The sequence below is a fragment of the Marinobacter sp. DS40M6 genome (assembly GCF_028581595.1).
Taxonomy (GTDB): Bacteria; Pseudomonadota; Gammaproteobacteria; order Pseudomonadales; family Oleiphilaceae; genus Marinobacter; species Marinobacter salarius.
Window position 1 is genome coordinate 132,163 of the sequence record NZ_JAFCAE010000003.1, and the last position, 16,429, is coordinate 148,591.

15 protein-coding genes are annotated in these 16,429 nt (G+C 51.6%); 5 read left to right on the forward strand and 10 right to left on the reverse strand.

From position 1 onward, the window contains the following. Nucleotides 1-300: 300 nt before the first annotated feature. A complete protein-coding gene (locus JJO78_RS08270; protein ID WP_151982197.1) occupies nt 301-1,239 on the reverse strand; it encodes a LysR family transcriptional regulator in 939 nt (312 codons plus the stop codon). A gap of 833 nt (nt 1,240-2,072) precedes the next feature. Between JJO78_RS08270 and JJO78_RS08275 the strand changes: the two genes are divergently transcribed. The 3 genes from JJO78_RS08275 to JJO78_RS08285 all read left to right on the forward strand — a co-directional run bounded on the left by JJO78_RS08275 (nt 2,073) and on the right by JJO78_RS08285 (nt 3,970). Further along, complete coding sequence (locus JJO78_RS08275; RefSeq protein ID WP_228209667.1) at nt 2,073-2,405, forward strand: YdhR family protein; 333 nt, start codon at nt 2,073-2,075, stop codon at nt 2,403-2,405. A gap of 143 nt (nt 2,406-2,548) precedes the next feature. After that, complete coding sequence (locus JJO78_RS08280) at nt 2,549-2,956, forward strand: PaaI family thioesterase (RefSeq protein WP_228209668.1); 408 nt, start codon at nt 2,549-2,551, stop codon at nt 2,954-2,956. A 660-nt stretch (nt 2,957-3,616) separates the two neighbouring features. Then, nucleotides 3,617-3,970 (forward strand): DUF3703 domain-containing protein, encoded by a 354-nt coding sequence (locus JJO78_RS08285; RefSeq protein WP_273623313.1) that lies wholly within the window; start codon nt 3,617-3,619, stop codon nt 3,968-3,970. A gap of 28 nt (nt 3,971-3,998) precedes the next feature. Here JJO78_RS08285 and JJO78_RS08290 read toward each other — a convergent pair whose 3' ends face one another. Next, nucleotides 3,999-4,706, reverse strand: coding sequence for a DUF1223 domain-containing protein (locus tag JJO78_RS08290; RefSeq protein ID WP_273623314.1), 708 nt, complete (start codon nt 4,704-4,706; stop codon nt 3,999-4,001). A gap of 272 nt (nt 4,707-4,978) precedes the next feature. Here JJO78_RS08290 and JJO78_RS08295 point away from each other — a divergent pair, with 272 nt between their 5' ends. Then, complete coding sequence (locus JJO78_RS08295) at nt 4,979-5,788, forward strand: substrate-binding periplasmic protein (RefSeq protein ID WP_273623315.1); 810 nt, start codon at nt 4,979-4,981, stop codon at nt 5,786-5,788. A 222-nt stretch (nt 5,789-6,010) separates the two neighbouring features. Beyond that, complete coding sequence (locus JJO78_RS08300; RefSeq protein WP_265091764.1) at nt 6,011-8,140, forward strand: TonB-dependent receptor plug domain-containing protein; 2,130 nt, start codon at nt 6,011-6,013, stop codon at nt 8,138-8,140. Between the two features lie 15 nt (nt 8,141-8,155). Here JJO78_RS08300 and JJO78_RS08305 read toward each other — a convergent pair whose 3' ends face one another. The 8 genes from JJO78_RS08305 to JJO78_RS08340 form a co-directional block, all read right to left on the reverse strand. Further along, the gene (locus tag JJO78_RS08305; RefSeq protein WP_199480890.1) at nt 8,156-8,953 is read right to left on the reverse strand and encodes a citrate/2-methylcitrate synthase; all 798 of its coding nucleotides are present in this window, start codon (nt 8,951-8,953) and stop codon (nt 8,156-8,158) included. Beyond that, a complete protein-coding gene (locus JJO78_RS08310; RefSeq protein ID WP_273623316.1) occupies nt 8,950-9,780 on the reverse strand; it encodes a citryl-CoA lyase in 831 nt (276 codons plus the stop codon). Before JJO78_RS08310 ends, JJO78_RS08305 begins: the two co-directional genes overlap by 4 nt. A gap of 15 nt (nt 9,781-9,795) precedes the next feature. Further along, complete coding sequence (locus JJO78_RS08315; protein WP_273623317.1) at nt 9,796-11,532, reverse strand: thiamine pyrophosphate-binding protein; 1,737 nt, start codon at nt 11,530-11,532, stop codon at nt 9,796-9,798. 59 nt (nt 11,533-11,591) lie between these two features. Then, nucleotides 11,592-13,283: an EAL domain-containing protein gene (locus JJO78_RS08320; RefSeq protein WP_226909918.1), complete on the reverse strand. Its 1,692-nt coding sequence runs from the start codon at nt 13,281-13,283 to the stop codon at nt 11,592-11,594. A 13-nt stretch (nt 13,284-13,296) separates the two neighbouring features. Beyond that, nucleotides 13,297-13,752, reverse strand: a complete 456-nt coding sequence (locus JJO78_RS08325) for a response regulator (protein WP_040474253.1) — start codon at nt 13,750-13,752, stop codon at nt 13,297-13,299. Between the two features lie 54 nt (nt 13,753-13,806). Then, nucleotides 13,807-15,261: an ATP-binding protein gene (locus JJO78_RS08330; protein ID WP_091644296.1), complete on the reverse strand. Its 1,455-nt coding sequence runs from the start codon at nt 15,259-15,261 to the stop codon at nt 13,807-13,809. Then, a complete protein-coding gene (locus JJO78_RS08335) occupies nt 15,258-15,791 on the reverse strand; it encodes a YfiR family protein (RefSeq protein WP_157665604.1) in 534 nt (177 codons plus the stop codon). Before JJO78_RS08335 ends, JJO78_RS08330 begins: the two co-directional genes overlap by 4 nt. Nucleotides 15,792-16,200: 409 nt before the next feature. Continuing rightward, nucleotides 16,201-16,368 carry a DUF1127 domain-containing protein gene (locus tag JJO78_RS08340; protein ID WP_156105500.1) on the reverse strand — a complete coding sequence of 56 codons (168 nt, stop codon included), beginning with the start codon at nt 16,366-16,368 and terminating at the stop codon, nt 16,201-16,203. Nucleotides 16,369-16,429 lie beyond the last annotated feature (61 nt).

Below are 16,429 nucleotides of genomic sequence, written 5' to 3' on the forward strand. Positions count from 1 at the left end.
AATATATGAATCGGAGCAGTACGGAATCCATCTATTAATATACGACTGCTATTAACAAATGTTTGATGCAGCTGATTGGTGGGTTCGTTACGTTTGTTCTGGTGGTTCAACCGATCTTATCTTTCGAGAACACGATTGTGGATGCTTACGCACCGAGATCTGAGGCGAGTGACGCGAATCAAAATTCTGTTGGAAGAGATTGGGGATAGACTTACCCTGAATTGATCGGAGGTAAAATTCCTGCCCGCAACCGATATACCACTGGCTGTGCAGTGGTTCAATGATTCCGGACACTGCTAACTAAATCAGCACACCATCCAACTTCTCCTGGGAGAGGCAAGTGTTGCAGCCTCTGATTGACCAGTGCTCACGAACCAGGTTAAAAAAAAGCGCCAACTCTTCAATACTTTCGTAACGGTCTTTTCTCGCCACCAGGTAAATTGGCAATTTCATTCTGTCCCTGGCGACAATCTGGATATCGCCGCGCGCGGCGGACGCAGTGGCAAGCTGGCGTTCAAGTACGCCTAATCCCATACCGGATCTAACCATAGCCAATGTAGAATATTCGTCGTCGGAAGTGGCAACAACATGTATTTGATCATTATCATCGCCGAGCATTTTCTTCAACATTTGATGGTAAGGGCAATGTTCCGCCGGAAACACCCAGGGCAAGCTCGCCAGCTCTCCCAACCGATCGGGAAGCTGTTCGATGTCGCTGGAGGCCGGCGCAATAACGGTTACGTCAATATGGCCGAGTTCTTCCCGGTACAGTTCGGGATGGTCCCGGCCACCGTATACAAATCCGGCGTCCAATTGTCTTCGGAACACATCTTCCTGAATAGCCAATGAATTACTGGTCTTGATGACTGGAGACACATCAGGCAACGAAGCTGAAACAGCCTTCAAAATCGAGTCCATTTTCAGCAATTCGGGTAATGCATTCAGACCTAGCAGCAGCCGCTTCCTTGTGCTGGATGCCACCGCCTTAGCCGTGGACTTAAACTCTTCGAGGTCACCAATAACTCGATAGGCCAGCGGCAGCATTCTTTGACCAGCTTCCGTTAGCAACATGCCCTGCGAGGTACGTTCAAAAAGTCTTAACCCGGTGACGTCTTCGAGTTGACGAATCTGAGCGCTGACCGCTGCTGGCGTCGAAAACCGGCGTTCCGCAGCCTTCGTCAGGTTACGTTCTTCAGCGATCAGAACAAAAGATCTAAGTTTGTCGACCTGAATATTCATCACATTCCCCTCTCTGGCAAAGTGCGAACGTCGGGAAAAGGGCTAGCTAAACTAACGCCTTAGTACTACCTGATCCCAACGACTAAAGTGCACCTACACCACGGAGGCAAAAGTGTGTGGTGGTGATGACGAGTAGCCGCCGGCCTCTTAAGTCATAGACCCGCTTCTTTACCGTTACCATAACCGAGCTCGAAAGAAACAACCAGTGAAATCCCGTCAACAAAAACTGAATATGCGTGAAAAATCAATTGATGGACCCGCCGGATCTATGCATTTATTTTGGAAATAAGATAAAAAACAAAAGGACAAAGTCGTGGAAAGATCTGACGCTGAAGGTTCCGATCTGCAACTTAGTAGTGCCTCTGCTTTAACTACTTATATATCTTCAAAAGGGAATTTCATATGGCTTACCGTTAGGTTGTGGGGATCGAGATTCAGAACCAGGCATCAGTTAAGGAATAAAGTTCGAAACATGGACATATCCCTGATTGAGAAAGATGTCGGCCTCGCTCCAGGGACTTTGGTAAATGAAGCCTATAAGCCTTTTTGGAAACCTTGATACGACAATCAACTCTCTAACAGAACTAACAATTATTTACTTCATTTTTTATTGTGGGAAAGAATATCAACCAGCTAATCCAGCCTTTCAACAATTAGATTTTAAGATGAAACTCCATTCTCTCGAAACTTCTTAGCGACGAAGTGATTCAGATAAACCATTTCTGAGGACTTGGGTGCTAGATAGGCTAGCGAGAATATCTGTGCGGTAGCGTACGCTGACTGCATGCACTTGGGCGTCACTCACGGTATTTACCATATAGGAAGCAACTCCAATGATCACCGTTATTACTACGTTTCGTTTGTCAACGCCAATTACGCAGGAAGAGGCACGAATTATTTTTCTGAGCACGGCTCCGAAGTATCAGGACGTAGCTGGCCTTTATCGTAAATGCTACGTCTTGTCGCAAGATGGCGGCACGGCCGGTGGTGTCTACCTCTGGAACTCGCAGGAAGAAGCTGAGGCAATGTATACCGAAAGTTGGCGCGCTTTTGTGCGCGAGAAGTACGGCACAGATCCTTTGGTGACGTACTTCGAAACTCCTGTCGTCGTCGACAACGTTACGCAAGAGATTCTGTCAGATGAGCAGGCTGGTTCGGCCGCCTAGTCGTTCCGTTGAGCGGCCAGTCCAAGGTAGTCTGAGAAACAGAAAAGCCGTAAAAGGCGCTATTGCCGGACAACTTTCCAAAGCTTCGCGGCTCCAAGATTGCCGCAAGGCTTTGCGTTAAGAGTAAAGAAAAGGAATCGAGCATGAATGCAGTACGAGAAGGATTTGAACCGCTGTCACGCACGAGCCCGTTCACTGAATTGCTCGGCCCTATTTACCAGAAAGTGGACGCAGCTGGCCTGGTTATTGGGCTGGTCGCAGAGGAGAAACATTGCAACGCTCGGGGCATCGTCCACGGGGGTCTTTTGGGTACTCTCGCTGATATTGCTATGGGGTATAGTGCAGCGTTCTCTACAGAGCCGCCGACGCCAATCGTTACCACGAGCCAGACCGTGGATTATGTGGGCAAAGCAGAAAAAGGAGATTGGATTGAGGTTCATACGGACGTTCAAAAAGTCGGGCGCAATACCGCGTTCGCCAACTGCTATTTCCATGTCGGTTCAAAGCGCATAGCGAGAGCCAGCGCAGTGTTCAGCGTCATAGCCTCATGACAAGTCATCGCAAAGGTTTTTTCAGAGGCGGGCAGGGGGTGGTTATCAGTCTGGCGCTAGAGGCAATGGTTCAGACATGAGAGCGCGCTCGATAACGGATAAATCCACGAATCGTTGAAAAACTGGCAGGTATTGGCTGAAATGGGCGGGCGCGACAGAGATTCAGGAAGGGCTCGGAATCTGCGCGAAGCACCCCTAAAGTGCTTGTTTGCAAGGATCGCTGCACCGACCGCACGAAAGTCTTCAAGGAGTTCTGCGTCAGAGTACGACAAGCCATAAGCTCCGAAAGTGCCAATGACGTCTCCGGGCTTTCTCTTTTCGATCCAGGAACGATTCCTGTACCGGATCCAGTAGTGAAAATGGCGTGATACATGCCAGCCTAATCATCTGGACAAGGAGGTAGTTCCGTTGCTGAGGCGGGCATGCGCCGGATTTAGTACAACATCGGTGGTCAAATCTCTACCAAGGTTGAAGCACAGTACTGCGCATAATGTATATTATGTTAAATGGTGTACGTAGCTCTTTAAAGGCAGGAACAGCAGCCCCGGGCAAATTCCCCTCTCTTCCCATAAGCCACCCTCTTCAAACCATTGACTCTGCATCTACTACAGGGTTTTTGATACCCACTGACGGCGCAGATTTAATGGGAGCATTTCTGAAATGAAAACTGAACTGAAACAGGCTTATAACGTGGAACTCACCGCGGCGTGCGAAGCTGAAGAGTCGCGTAACTTTTCAAAGGCGTTCGCCCACCTTGAGCGAGCTCATATTCTGAGCCAGAAGTATGCTTGGGCGCACACAAGGACCCACATTCGCATGCTCAAACTCGGCTGGCGTACGCGTGACATGCGGGAAGTCGTTGGGCAGCTTACTCGAACGTTCGCCGCATTGTTGTTTTCTCGCATATGGGTTCCCCTTGGAAATACCGGGCGTGCGAACGTCAGTCCGTTTGCGCCGATGCCTTTGCCAGAAGATCTCGCTCGTGTGCTATATAAAGAGAGCCATCAAGGCTGAAAGATAAAACACCGACTACGGCTAGCCGTTAATCGACGTAACCACCCACTGCCTGCAGAATCGTCTGTGAATTGTTGGGTGTTACCCAGGCCGCGATGGCATTTCGTTTCTGCCCTTTTTCGGGGAACTCTGGAAGTGTAACGGTCCAGTTTTTCTCTCCAGGTACTGTTATTAACTTCAACACCACGAAATCGTGTGTGAGTTCCCGGCCGCGGTTTTCTCCAGCTTTCACGGATGTTGTTAACCCCATACCGAGTATGGCTATATGCAACTGGCCAGCCTTCTCGCCATCAAATTCCGCCTTAAAGCGGCGTTTGTCATTAACGCTAGCCCTGAGTACCCCAACCTGTTTGGTGTCGTCTGTCCAGGTTCGTTGCCCTCGAAACCATTGGCGCCATTCTTTGTTGTTGATAACGATTCCCGGAGTATAAGACTGGCTAACGTGCCCTTCACGCACATAATTCCGCTGGCGTTCGCTGTAAGCAGCTTTTGCGAACGGGTCTTTCCAGCCGATGTAATCCCAGTAGTCAACGTGGAACGCCATTGGAACGAATTCTTTGAACAGCTCAGGGCTGCTCTTCAAGGAGCTCAGCCAACGATCAGCGGGAGGACAGCTGCTGCATCCCTCTGAGGTAAACAGCTCAACAACGTCGGTTTTACTCGTTCCACTAGTCCACTCTGCGGCGCTGGCAAACGACGGCAGTAAGAAAAGCAACGCAATAAACCATTTTGTCATGGGAACCTCTCATCGGATTAGCCATCTGTATTAATGGATCAGAGCAAGAGGTGCCGGCTTTGGTTCCTCCCCAAACATAACGTTTCTATAACACTTGGTGACGGTTCTTCGCAGGTTGTCGTTTACATAATGTTGCGAGAAACATGGCTTTGTCATGTTTGCGAGGTTTGATGACGGTATAAAATGTGGATCCTCCAACGCAGGAATTTCGGGATTTTGGACAAATGAAAGGCCAAAAGAGATGCCGGTACTTTCAGTACCTACAGCACCTAATGATTCTGATATTTGTGTCGTTTAGTCCGACGTTGCTTGGAGCGAACACCATCAAAATCAGCACCGGGCACTGGCCGCCGTACCTGAGCGAAGATCTACCTGGTGGCGGTTTTGTCTCCCAGATTATTCGTGAATCCTTTGAAAGCGAAGGTGTCGACGTAGAGTTTGCATTTCTTCCCTGGTCGCGGGCGCTGGCAATGACCAAATCGGGAAAATATCAGGCCTCGGCGATCTGGTCTTGCACCGAATCAAGAAGCCGTGACTTCCTGTTCTCTTCTCCTTTACTGCCCTATCAATACGTTTTCTATCACCGCGCTGCCGAGGCTTTTGACTGGGAAGCCCTTGTAGAGTTGAAAGGAAAGAAAGTTGGTCTGACACAGGATTACAGTTACGGCGAAACACTCAGTGATGTTATTGAGAGTGGTCTCGTCGACGCTGACGTCACCACTTCTGACGCGGCTAATTTCAAGAAGCTGCTCCTTGGTCGCATTGATTTGTTTCCCATGGACCCCGTTGTGGGTGAAGCGATGATAAGAAACCAGTTTGCTTCCGAGGCTTATCAACTGACGTTTCATCCCAAACCACTCCGGGAGGCGTTTTACCACGTGCTGTTTAACGCGGAGTCAGCCGGCCTCAGGCAGGCGTTCAATGATGGATTAGCGACGTTGCGCAACAACGGGAGGTACCAAGCCATTATTGAAAAAGCGGTCGCCGAGAACAGCACACCAGTAACTGCGCAGATACTGGAAGATAAACTGGTCAACTGGGACGCCACGGCGGCGCCCTGCTCCCCTCCTCCTGCCGAGTAATGCGAGTTTGATCGTATCGTTAGGTTCCATGCCGTTTAAGACTTGCTTATACGATGAATGCAGCTAAACTCCTATTCAGCTTGCATTTTTCATCGCTGTTTGGCTAAGAAATGTGCCATCCTTGGCAGTGTGACCGCCAGGTTTGTCAGTAGCAGGTCTCGGAGTGCAATCGTTGACTGAATCGTTTCAAATAATGCTAAGAGCAAAGTGCTGAGATTGCGCATGCAGGAACGTCTATCGCCCCTAAGCAGAGCTTTACGCCCCAAGGTGGTTTCGAGGGTGGTAGCCGCCGTTCTTTGCTATTCAACCTCTTCCATCGTTGTTGCCGCGGATGATTCCCTTTGGGACATTCCCTTGGAAGAGCTTGGTCAAATTCGTGTTGTCTCAATCGCCTCTGGAACCGAAACACCTCTCGATAAGGCCGCTGCAATCACTTCGGTCATTAATGCGGACGATATTGCAGCCATGGGCGCCACGGACTTGGACCAGGTACTTGAAACAGTGCCTGGGCTCCATGTGAATCACTCTGATCAGGCGTTCTCGCCCAAATACGTGTTTCGGGGCATTACTTCCAGCAATAACGCCCAAGCGCTTCTTCTTATCAACGGCATTCCTACAACCACCATGATGTATGGGAACCGTGGCAACGCCTGGGGCGGTATGCCCGTGAAGGCCATTGAGAGAATTGAAGTCATTCGGGGCCCAGGCTCGGCTCTTTATGGGGCCGATGCCTACTCCGGTGTCATTAATATCACTACAAAGAACCATCAATCGATCAACGACCAAACCGTCGGTGGCAGAGTTGGCAGCTTTGATACACAGGGAGCCTGGTTGGAGTCGGGCCACCAAATCGGCGATATGGGGCTCAGCCTAGTACTGGAATATCAAACGACGGATGGTTGGGATGAATCCATAGAACGTGATGCGCAGACCAACTTCGACGAAACGTTTGGTACGTCAGCGTCGTTGGCCCCCGGCCCAGTCAATACAGGTGTCGACCAAGTAGATGCTCGATTCGAATTGAGCGGACAGCAATGGACTTTTCGGGCAGGCCTGCAGGACAGAGGAAATCTCGGCACCGGCCCAGGCGTTGCGCAGGCGTTGGATCCTGAAGGACAGTTCTCGTCTCGACGTGTGAATGCCGATTACAGTTATCGGTGGTCTGATCTGGCCGAAGGCCTTGATGTCGAGGCACGGGTCTCTTACTTCAATATAACGCAGGATCCGGAGAACGACATCGTTCTCTATCCACCAGGTGCGTTTAACGGAAACTTCCCTGAGGGCCTGATTGGAAGTCCCGGCTATAAAGAGAATCAGTTTAGGTTTGATCTGAACGCTATTTATCGGGGCCTCGAAAACCACCGCATACACACCGGGATTGGTACTTTGTGGGCGGATCTTTATGAAGTTACTGAACGCAAGAACTTCAACCCGGATTTCAGCCCCAAAGGCAGTGTAGTGGATGTGTCTGATGACCCAACGGAAGTCTGGATGCCTGAGGAAGACCGCACGAACTACTATGCGTTCATTCAAGATGAATGGCAGTTTGCACAAAACTGGCAATTGGTCAGCGGCATTCGTTTTGACGACTATTCTGACTTCGGCAACACGTTAAACCCAAGAGCTGCCCTGATATGGGCAACTACCGATAACATCACGACCAAGCTGCTCTATGGCCGGGCATTTCGGGCCCCATCACTGAACGAGCTATATGTCGCCAATAACCCGGTGTTCATGGGTAACGACGAGCTTGACGCAGAAACCATCGACACGTTCGAGATAGGCGTTTCTCATCAGATTACAGCCCAACTGCTCTACGGGGTTAACCTGTTCTACTATGAAATTGATGATCTTATTAACGCGGTCCCAATGTCAGGGCTCATTGCCACGCAATATAGAAATGCGGGCCAACGTACCGGGCACGGTGGCGAACTCGAGTTGACGTATCAGGTGTACGAAGACCTGTCATTGCAAGCGAACTACGCTTATCAAACGGCAAAAGACGAAGGCACCGGGCAATCGGTTGGCGAAGCCCCTAATCATCAGATTTACACCCGAGTTGACTGGACGGTATCACCACAATGGTTGCTGAGCTCACAGGTAAACTGGGTGGGCAAGCAAAAAAGGGCCGCTGGCGACCAAAGAGAGCCCGTATCGGACTACACCACCGTCGATATGACCCTTCGTACCCGGGGGCTATGGCAAGGGCTGGATCTTTCACTATCCGTTCGTAACGTTTTCGACGAGGACGTGAGAGACCCCAGCCCGTTTGCTGACCCTGCCCCACCCATTCCAAATGACTTCCCCATGCCGGGGCGCACTGTAGTCGGTGAACTCTCCTATAGCTTTTAGCCGGGCACTGACTGCCTAACCTTCCCAGTGCCTTTTTTCCCTGCCATGGTAAACGATACTTTCACAGCGGATCGGGAAGAAGCTACCTTCGCGGCGACTTTTGGTATCCCGGAAACACGGAGCCATTCCTGCTACGAAGCAAGGGGTTAGGATAAGTTGGTACTCCTCGCAACTAAACCCCATGTCAGCAGCTAACGCCGCGTGCACAGCTGCCACATTCATCGAGTATCCGTACGTCGTGTTCAAGTGTTCGTAGACCGAAAACGCCATCTTGAGGTAGCGTCCCTCAGAGAAGCCGTACTCTTTTGCTTTATCCAATGTGAACGCAATGCGTTCATCTGTTGTCGCGAGCGGACGCCCATAACCATAAAGAATTCGCCCTAAGGATTTTTCGTGGTCAACGAATTCCTCTAACATTCCTCCCTCATCGCACCATCTACCTGCTCTGTAGAAGAAATCAAGGGCTCTAACCTCTGGCCGACGGCCGTATATAGAGGCTTCCGAAATACTTAATCCCGCCATGAGACCCAAAGACGGTGTTGTTCGAACGGAGCCTGCCAAAGCCGCAACGTGATTGGGCCAGATAGATGGATCCGGATAGCTGGTGCCAACCCAATAGGAGTTGAGCATCTTAGCGACATTTTCTCCTGGGTCTTTCCCAAGAATGCAGTACAGGTATAGATGCAGCCATTCCAGATGATCCAGTTCATGGTGGAGATCCTTACCATGCATAACCACACGTTCTGTCAGAAAGGCTTTTCCGATACGGGTCAGCCAGTGACTTTCTGTTTCAAGTAGCTGCTCATGGTTCATCGTCCGCCCTCCTCGTCTCGCTGTTTAAACGGCCCTGGATCATCTTCCAGTTCAATGGCGGAGCTATAAAATGGGAATTTCTTCCATCCCATTTTACGTTGTTCCAACGCATGGACCGCTGCACCGGGCAGCCTAAGCATGAGATAAAGCATGCTACCCTGGTCGCGATCCAGACCAAGATCAACGAACGCCGCCGCCGCAACAGATGTTATGGATATCGGGCATCCGAAGAACTCCTCCAAGGCCCCGCGTTGGTTTTGCAGCCAGTGCAACGCTCCGTCTTTCGGCGCGAACTGCACCAAAAGTTCCAGCGACTGCAGGAGCGTGGTTGGAATCTGATCACCGTTAGGATCAAACCCTGGAGGATGTTCTATCGCGGGCCATATGTCGGCTCTTTCATCTTCCTCTGGGGCCTGCAGCCTTGATTTCCAGCGATCCACGTCCTGACCACATTCTTCCCATAAGCGGATACAGATCTCCAATTCCTGGGAACCGCCATACAGACCGGACCCAACAGCAAGTGCTGACATAAGTGCGGAGCTATGGTTAGTGGCAGCCACGCCGCCGTTCATAGCCGCACGAATGCTTGCTTCCTTGGGGCCCTGGTTGGCAAGAACCAGGGCAAGCTTCTCAAGTAGCACAGCTTCATCCGGCCGGGGCCGTTCACCCTTGAACATCAATAGTAAATACTCGAACCAACCAGCCTTGGCGATCACCTGGCCATACACATCATAGCCATGACAGTAGCTGGCCTTAGCGGCAAACGGGTTGGACTCTTCCGGCTCTTCAAACCAGAAATCAGAGTGATAGACGTAATCTGAGGGCACGCGATTTCCCCTAAGTTAATTGTCGTTGGGTATCGAGCCGGTTAACACCTTCATTCTCGATCCTAATGGAGGTACCTGATCACCATCGACGATGATATCCAGAAGGCAAGGGCCGGGACGTGACAGAATTTCGGGTATGTCCAGGTCTATCAACTGCTCCATGGTCTGTACTGTGTGAGACTCAACACCCAATGCTTTGGCCATCATGGCAAAATCCACACTTGGTAGTTGCGTGGCGACCCGTTCCCCTCCGCTCAATTTCTGTCCATGATTGACCATGCCTAATGAAGCATCGTTCAGAACGAGCATCAATACATTCAGGTTTTCCTGGAGCGCAATCGTCAATTCCTGACCTGACATCAGATAGCTGCCGTCTCCCGTAAAACAAACAACCGGCTTGTCCCGGTTGGCTGTGGCCATCCCGATAGAACTGCCGATCGCCCAGCCCATTGCAGCAAACCCCAACCCGATATTGAACAGATTCCTTTCAGCTGGCATGCCTTTCGGGCGCCGAACATTCCAGTAATGAATCCCCCACAGGAAGCTGTTTCCGGTATCCATAAGGACTCGGGAATCCCGGGGGCATATCGTACTCATGAAATTCATCAGTGCCTGGGCTTTAATGCGCCCCGATCTTTCAAGACAAACCTCAGGTTCATCAAAACGGGTATTTTCCGGCAAGGGAGCATCGCTGGTAACTGGCTGTCTGGACTCTCCAGTAGCGTCACCAATCAATTTATCCGCGATCGCTCCAAATACGAGTTTCGGGGAGCCCAGAACTACCAACCTCGCCATTGTTGAACGGCTGAGATGTGAAGGGTTGCTGGAAATATGAATCAGGCGGTCCGACAGTATGGTGGTCGGGTCCCATCCACACGTGGATACTTCATCGAGGGCTGTGCCGATGGCTACGACACGATCCGCATTCTCCACTTTTAACGCGTCGGTCGCGCTATTGTGGCCGGCGAAACCGAATACGCCCCTGTAGAGTGGATGAAAGCTATCTACGAGCCCTTTTCCTCGCGGCGTGGTAACGAGTAGCCAATTACGTGATTCCGCCAACGCTACCAATATATCATTTGCCCCCGTAGCGCCCTCACCCAACACCAGCGTGACCTTATCGGTGCACTCTAAATCGTCCAGCAGCGCCTGGAGGGACGCCTGGTTGGGAGCAACTTCGTGGTTGAGAAAAGCATTTAGCGCCTGATCCTTTACGTTATCCGGAATCCGATGGCGCATTACATCCAGGGGGATCGCAAGGTGTGCCGGCCCGGGTTGATTACTCACAGCATGGCTTACAGCCTGAAGCAGTTTGGTTTCGAGTTGGGCAGGATGCGATACCAGAGTGTTGTAACGTGTACATTTGGCAAACATCTCTACTGTATGAATTCCTGTGCAAGATGTTTCCTGCAATGAACCCTGGCCAAACTTGTCCAGCCCTGTTTGCGCCGTTATGACGAGAATGGGAATGCCGTCCGCATAGGCTGATGCGACACCGGTTAACAGGTTCGTGGCACCAGGACCCGCAGTTGAACAACAGACGCCTATTTTTCCAGTTTCGCGGGCATACCCTTCTGCCATGAAGGCCGCTCCGGATTCATGACGAGCAGTAATGGTCCGAATGCCTCCCCGGCGTTCACTTCTTGCCAACGCATCATAAAATGGTTCAATGCTCCCGCCAGGAACGCCAAACACATACTCGACACCCAAACGCTCCAGGTAGCGTAATATCAAGTCACCATTTTCGAGCATTGATAATCCTTTTGGAGGTTACGTCCATTATTGAAGTGTGAACAAAGGCGGAGAGGTATCTATTCCAGCGGTCGAGGCATGGAAATTCCATATCCCTGGGCGAAGTCGAGCCCCAGTTCAACCAGACGGGCTCTCACCTCGTCGTTCTCCACGAACTCGGCAACCGTCTTGAGTCCTGCGGAGTGGCCAATCCGGTTGCACGCATCGACTATAGACAAATCGATTGGGTCGTCCAGCAGGTTGCGGACGAAACCACCATCAATTTTCAGGTAGTCCACTGGCAGGGCTTTCAGATAGGAGAACGAACTCATGCCCGCGCCGAAATCATCAAGCGCGAATTTGAACCCTCTTCTTTTGGCGGAATTGATGAACCTCTGAGTCGCGTTCAGATTGGCAATGGCGGAAGTTTCAGTAATTTCAAAGCAGATACGCTCGGGAATCAGCTTGTACCGCTCCGCTAACTGGCTGATGTACAGAAACAGTTCTGGTTCGTTAAACGAGCTTCCAGACAGATTAATAAAGAACGTTCCTGTGCTCTCACGCCCGAGCCCAGTGCGATCAAGGTAGTCAAATGCCAGGTCGATGACCTTGCGATCAACTCGTGTCATCAAGTTGAAGCGTTCCGCCGCAGGAATGAAGGCTCCTGGAGGTACGATGTCATCCCCTTCGTTCAGGCGGACCAGAAATTCGGTGCGATAACCGTCGTTGGCTTCTGGCTGAAGGGCAACCATTTCCTGCTGCCATAGGCAGAAACTGTTATTTTGCAGAGCCTGCTGAATTCGGCTGGTCCAGTTCATATCCCGCTGACGTTGCTGCATATCACTGTCATCGGTTTCGTAAAGCTGGACGTTATTGCGTCCCCGATCCTTGGCGGCGTAGCAGGCCAGGTCGGCGTGGCTCAGAAGCTCACCGGCACTATTGTAGTTTTCGTTGATCAAAACCATACCGATGCTGAGCGACACCGAGAACGGCTTGTTCTGCCAAACAAAGCGGAACTCATGGACCACTTCACACAGCTTTTCTGCGACCTTGTGTGCATGAACCGCGTCGCAACCGCGCAGCAGTACTCCAAATTCGTCGCCGCCGAGGCGAGCCAGGGTATCATCAGAGCGAATTTGAAGTGACAGCAATGCGGCGACCTGCTTAAGCAAGTAATCCCCAGCCACATGACCACAGGTGTCGTTTATGATCTTGAACTGGTCAAGGTCAAGATAGAGCAGTACATGATGACGGCCGGTTTTATGGGTGTCTTCGAGCGCCTGCACCAGCCGCCGCTCGAATTCCCGGCGGTTCACAAGATCAGTCAGGCTGTCATGATAAGCCATATGCTCCAGGGCATTCTCGGCAACACGCTTGGCCTGGCGCATGAATCCTTCACGTACTTCCCGATCAATGGCAGGAATCAACCGGGACAGGTTGTCCTTCATGATGTAATCCTGCGCACCGGCTTTCATGGCGGTAACGGCAACGCCCTCGCCGATCGTTCCGGATACGATGATTACTGGCAGGTCCTTGCAGTACTTCTTGGTCAGCTCCAATACCCTGAACGAAGAGAAGCCGGGCATGTTGTGGTCGGTAATGACGATATCCCACTTACCCCGGCGAAGGGCATAGGACAGACGGTCTTCGCTGTCTACCAACTCATGATAGGGGGCTATGCCTCCTTTGCGCATCTCTCGCAGTAGAAGCAGCGCATCGTCTTCTGAATCTTCGACGATCAACATCCGTAGAGGGCTGGCTGTGTCTGTCAATGGCCTTACCTTTTTAAAACGAGCGAACCGCACCTGCCTTCGGCACTTTATTGACAAAAAGCCAATAGCGGGCAAGCAACTTCATTTGTTCCGTAAACTCCCGATAATTGATCGACTTGGTGATAAAGCTGTTGGCACCCAAACGGTATGCATTCAACAGGTCTGCCGGCTCATCAGAGGATGTAACCATAACGACTGGCAGCCAGTTGGTCAGTGGCGAGGACCGAATACCTTTCAGGACCTCCAGGCCACTGACCTTGGGAAGCTTCACATCAAGCAAAACAAGACCGAGCGAATCCAGATCTTTACACGGCTGCCTGGCATCGTTGCCAAACAGGAAGTCCAGGGCTTCCTGCCCGTCTTCTTTTACGATGACAGGGCTGTTTTCGCTCGCACTCTTGAGGGCTCGCACTGCCAGAACCTGATCATCCGGGTTGTCTTCAACCACAAGGATTGAATGGCCATCCATGATTTTATTTGCCCTTTCAATGAATTGCATTAATAGGTTGAATCTGACTACAGTCTAGTCCTGATCTCCCGAAACAGGCAACTTCACAACAAAACTTGCCCCCTCGCCCAATTGCGACGTAGCGGAAATATCGCCATGGTGCCGGCGAACAACGCGGTATACAGTCGCCAGGCCAATACCTGTGCCGCCGAACTCCGACGGCGTATGAAGTCGATTGAATGCCACAAACAGTTTGTCGATATACCTCATATCGAAGCCGACACCGTTATCACGAACCTCAATAGCAACCCAGCGCCCTTCTCTTCGAGACAACACTTCGACAATTCGTTTTTCTTCTTTGGCGCTGTATTTCCAAGCGTTCGCCATCAGGTTCTGGAAGGCAACACGCAGCATTCGGCTGTCGCCTACAACCCACATACCCGGCTGTATGAGAATTTCCGTTGGCACATCATCGCTGATGTCTTGCAGTTCTTCCGCAATTTCTTCCAACATCTGGCTCAAGTCTATTGTCTGATTTTCCATAGACTGTCGGCTGACGCGGGACAGAACAAGCAACCCATCGATCAGCCCTGCCATCCGTACACTGGCCGCGCGGATTCGCTTCAGGTAATCCTTACCGATCTCATTCAACTGATCGCCACAATCCTCTTCCAGGGCTTGCCCAAACCCTTCAACGGCTCTCAGGGGCTGCCTGAGGTCATGGGAGACCGAGTAACTGAACGCCTCCAGTTCACGGTTGGCCATGCTCAGCTCGGAGGTCCTGGCCTCGACGATGCGCTCCAGGCTGTCACGGCTTTCCAGGATGCGGCGGTTCTGTTGCTGGATGGTGCTGATCATCTCGTTGAAGGTGTTACCCAGGCGCCCGAGTTCGTCGGTGCCGGAAACCGGCGCACGAATGGAATAGTCGTGATCCTGGGCGATGCGCTCGGCCGTCTCCGAAAGCTTGAGAATGGGTTCGGATACGATTCTCTGTAACCTGAGCGCCAGGAATACCAGCGCGATGAGGATCACCGCCCCGATACCGGAGGCTACGGATACAAAGGTCCGGATATGGCCCCGCAAAACTTCAAGGTGTGATGAGAGGAAAAGCTGCCCGACCACTTCGTTGTCCAGTGTGACCGGCATCAGTAACTGGTAGACGTCTCCGACGAACCCTACTTCCAACGACGAACCAACCGATGGGCATTGCCCCTGTGGCCGGCCTGAAAGAGACGTCATCACGTCCCCTTGCTGGTTGTAGACACAGGCCTGCCGAATAGTGTCGATACGCTTGAGGCTGGTGATAATACTGCTCAGCTGCTCGTTGTCCTCGAACACCAGGGCGGCAGCGGACTGCTCCGCCAGGATGCCAGCGATGACATGAAGCTCGGATTCAAGCTGTTTCCGGTAATTCTGGTTCTCAACAAAGATGAGGCTCGCGCAGACCAGGGTGATGCCAAGTGCGCTGGTGAACAACGTAAGGAATAGCAGTTTGGTTTTCAGTCGCCAGTATCGCCACCGCCCCATCATCTCAGGACCCTCACCGCCAGTTCCAGAAGCCTGGAGTTAATGGTCAGGCCCGCTTCCATTGCGGCTTTCAGGCTGATTTCGAAGCGAATAACATTACCCTGCTTCACGTAACCGACAATCCCGCCCTTGCGAATGAAGTCTGGCAAATCACTCACTGTCAGTATGCCTTCGTGGCTCTCGGCCATTTCGAGCAGTTCGTCGACATTTCTGGACTGGGATTGCCCTATATAAAGTACGTCGCATCCCGCGATATCGGCCGGAACGTTGGGGTATCGAAGCTGAAGCGCCCTGCCCTGGGATTTACGACCTTGCATGGGGTCAAGCAGGTTGCCGAAGGGATCATCGCCGTAGATGCACACATCAAGAGGATCGGAAGCGGTTGCTCCATTTGACCAGGTAATAAAACGTGTGAAGTTGTAGAGGAACGCCGCTTTGACTTCATATTCCGAGCGTATGGAAGCATGCGCCGACGCCAGGCTGAGACACAGGCTGAGAACTAGGGGAATAGAATATTTCAGGTGATCCCTCACGAGTCGGCCACGAAACAAGTAGTCATGTTGAAAAATGAATTATATGGGAGCCCGGCACCTACGGAAGGTTAGCACCCGTTTCGCTGGCGTCAACTGTATCTTAAAACTGTACTCCCCCAATAGCACCCTTCTGTGTCTGTTCCGCCAACACCGGTCCAATAGAATTTTAACAAGCACCGGAGGTGGAATATGAACATCGACAAAGTCCTGTTTCGCACACTCAAACACTATATTGAGAACCAAAAAACCCGCACACGCCTAAGAAGACGCCTGCGGGGAATGCCGATGAGAGAGCTGGATCGTTTGGCATGGGACATCGGAACAACCAGAGCTCAGCTGCTACGAGAGGCACACAGCCCGTTCTGGAAGACGCATCGCTGAGCCCTGGGGAAAGGGATCAGCGTGACGACTACTCCCGCCAGAATGGCTTGTGCGCTTCCTCTACCAGACTGCCGTGAGGCAACCCTATGTCTTTTTCGACCAGTCTGGTGTCCATTTCATACAGCGACTGCCGCAATTGGTACCGGCGACTCCAACGTCCCGCATAGCGCTTGATAGCAGCGATGGCTCGCCTCATGAAAGCGTTCTTTGAGGGAACACATGCAATCGATGGTGCTTGTCTGAGTGTTTGATTGACG